This window comes from Bacteroides sp. 224 (genome assembly GCF_010500995.1).
Taxonomy (GTDB): domain Bacteria; phylum Bacteroidota; class Bacteroidia; order Bacteroidales; family Bacteroidaceae; genus Bacteroides.
Map to the genome: position 1 here is coordinate 53,409 of NZ_QVMK01000040.1, position 2,641 is coordinate 56,049.

The window sequence follows — 2,641 nt, forward strand, 5'->3', positions numbered from 1 at the left end:
TATTTTGAGTGTGCTGTCAAACTTTGTGGAAGCTATGCTTTCTTCGCTTTACAATGGCCACTCGGTGAATATCCAAAACTTTGGAGTGTTTAGTTTGTCAGCCAGTACGGTTGGTGCTGCCGAAGAAAAGGATTGTACCGCCAAAAACATAAAGGCTGTGCGCATCAACTTTCGCCCTTCTACCAGTGTGCGCCCTAATCTAACGTCTACTCGTGCAGGCGACCGGTTGGAGTTTGTGGACTTACAGACCTATCTTAAGTCATTGAAAATGAGCCTCTCAGACGAAGGTGACGACTCTAATAATGATGGCGGCAATGATGGTGGTAATGATAGTGGCGGCAATGGTGGCGATGATTTTATCGACCCATCTGCTTAATAATGAATTTAATACTCACATTAAAAAAAGAAAAATGAAACAGGTTATCGTACACATTTCAGAGCTACTGCTTGGCATTCTTCCTTTTCTAAAGAAGAAGGACGCTCATAAACTCAAGGAGTTCAGCGAGTTAATCACAGGTCAGTTTGAGTTTTTGGTTAATCAGATTGAGCGTATACTGAAAGACTACTTTCAGTTGAGCGATCGGATAAAAGAAATGCACACCGAACTTTGCGAACTTAGAGAAGAAATTGCTTTGGCTACAAGCCAAAAGTGTAGCGCGGCGGATTGTAGAGAAAGGAAATAGGGTATGAGAGGAAGTGTAAAAGCGCGAGGACCACCTGCGTATAGGGAATTTTCATAAAGGCCGTTGGCCTTTGAAGAGAAGTTAAGGCAAGGGGATTCATAAGCCTTGTTAATTACTTAAAATCATTCATCAAATGCGTAAAATCAATCTAATCGTTATTCATTGTTCTGCTACTTGCGAGAACGTTTCTTTCACCGAACACGATCTTGATCGTTATCATCGCCAAATAGGTTTCAATGGTGCAGGCTATCATTATTACATTCGCCGGAATGGTGATATAAAGCGTATGCGTCCCGTAGAAAGAATCGGCGCTCATGCCAAAGGGCACAATTCTTATTCTATAGGTATTTGCTATGAGGGAGGTCTTGACAACAAAGGTAAGCCCAAGGATACCCGTACCAGATGGCAAAAGTATTCTCTTCGGGTATTAATAAAGTTATTAATGCAAGAATATCCGGATTCTGAGGTTTGTGGTCACCGGGATCTAAGCCCTGATTTAAACAATAATGGCATTGTAGAGCCACACGAATGGATAAAAATGTGCCCTTGTTATGATGTGAGGGCAGAGATGGAGAGCGCTTCGTGGAGGAGACCTTTTGCGAGGATCAGGTAAGGAAGAGTTGTATATATTGTCAATTCATATTATTATTACATTAGTAATATTAGTGTAATACCAATCGACTAAACTACCACCTAACAATCCACACAGTTCCACCCACAAGACCTCGTTCATAGTCCTTGCAATTACTATCTCAAAGTAAAACTGTAGCAACTTTGGATATTTTTTTCCTTACTTTTTAATCAACGCTTTAACTCTTTTGAAAAACTACCGTTTGCTTAGTGGTGGTGTTTTCTTGAAATGTCCGTCACTTATACAGTAACGGACAAAAGTGAAAACTAAATAACTATTTTATGACACAGACCTGCAACATCAAACATAATATCCTCTTGGGATAGTAAACATAGAAAATTAATCCTCATCAACAGCAACTATTAAAACGCCTATTTGGAACGATATGAAACTAAGAATAACCCTATTATTAACCCTGTTTTTACCAGCCTTGTGTTTGTTCGCACAAGAATCTACTGGTAGAATGATTCCCTCTACACCTCGTTTTGCCATAAAAAGCAATTTGCTTTATGATGCCACTGCCACATTAAACTTGGGGATTGAGTTCAAAACGGGTCGTAAATTCACTATTGACATTCCTGCCAACTACAATGCCTGGACTTTTAGTGAGAACCGCAAGTGGAAACACTTTCTGGTACAACCCGAGTTGCGTTACTGGCTTTGCGAACCTTTTCACGGTCATCACCTGGGTATTCATGGTCACTACGGTCAATACAATGTAGGCAATCTGCCTTTCGGAGGTCACCTGAAAGAGTATCGTTATGAAGGCTGGTTGGCGGGCGGAGGTCTTTCCTACGGATATCATTGGTTGCTTTCCAACCGCTGGTCGTTAGAGGCAGGTATTGGTGTAGGGTATGCTTATTTGAGTTACGACAAATACCCCTGCGATAAATGCGGTGACCTACTTAATAAAAACAACAAGCATTATGTGGGGATAACGAAGGCGGCTATTTCGCTGATATATATTATAAAATAAAAAGCCTCTCCCCTTCTCCCTCTCCCAAGGAGAGGGAGAAGGGGGGATAGATTTGACTAATAATTAAGACTTCTTTTTTCAATATTAATATGTACTAATATGGCAACAATAAATCATATATCTTCAATCAATCACGTTTTACGACGCATTCTTTCCCCCTCTCCTTGGGAGAGGGCCGGGGTGAGGCTGTTCTTCCTCCTTGCATTAGGTTGTGGCTCGGCTTCCGCCCAAGACTTCCGCGGCGCTTTTCATATCGTACAGAAAGAGTTTCGCGAACAGAATGACAGCTTACATATCTCCTTTAATATAACTATCGATGCTCGTGTAGTACCCTCGTGTTCCGCCATGATC

4 protein-coding genes and 1 pseudogene are annotated in these 2,641 nt (G+C 41.3%); all 5 read left to right on the top strand.

What is annotated here, in order from left to right:
• Positions 1-376 (top strand): DNA-binding protein (locus tag D0T60_RS15900; RefSeq protein ID WP_163219120.1); only part of this gene is annotated, 376 nt, incomplete at its 5' end.
• 34 nt (positions 377-410) lie between these two features.
• Complete coding sequence (locus D0T60_RS15905) at positions 411-683, top strand: hypothetical protein (protein ID WP_163219121.1); 273 nt, start codon at positions 411-413, stop codon at positions 681-683.
• Positions 684-816: 133 nt separating this feature from the next.
• Positions 817-1,296 carry an N-acetylmuramoyl-L-alanine amidase gene (locus D0T60_RS15910; RefSeq protein WP_163219122.1) on the top strand — a complete coding sequence of 160 codons (480 nt, stop codon included), beginning with the start codon at positions 817-819 and terminating at the stop codon, positions 1,294-1,296.
• Between the two features lie 403 nt (positions 1,297-1,699).
• A complete protein-coding gene (locus D0T60_RS15915) occupies positions 1,700-2,290 on the top strand; it encodes a DUF3575 domain-containing protein (protein WP_163219123.1) in 591 nt (196 codons plus the stop codon).
• 99 nt (positions 2,291-2,389) lie between these two features.
• Positions 2,390-2,641: pseudogene (locus tag D0T60_RS15920) on the top strand (hypothetical protein); the annotation flags it as partial.

Coding starts and splice junctions, on each gene's coding strand:
- D0T60_RS15905 (WP_163219121.1), top strand. CDS start 411: ATGAAACAGGTTATCGTACACATTTCAGAGCTACTGCTTGGCATTCTT.
- D0T60_RS15910 (WP_163219122.1), top strand. CDS start 817: ATGCGTAAAATCAATCTAATCGTTATTCATTGTTCTGCTACTTGCGAG.
- D0T60_RS15915 (WP_163219123.1), top strand. CDS start 1,700: ATGAAACTAAGAATAACCCTATTATTAACCCTGTTTTTACCAGCCTTG.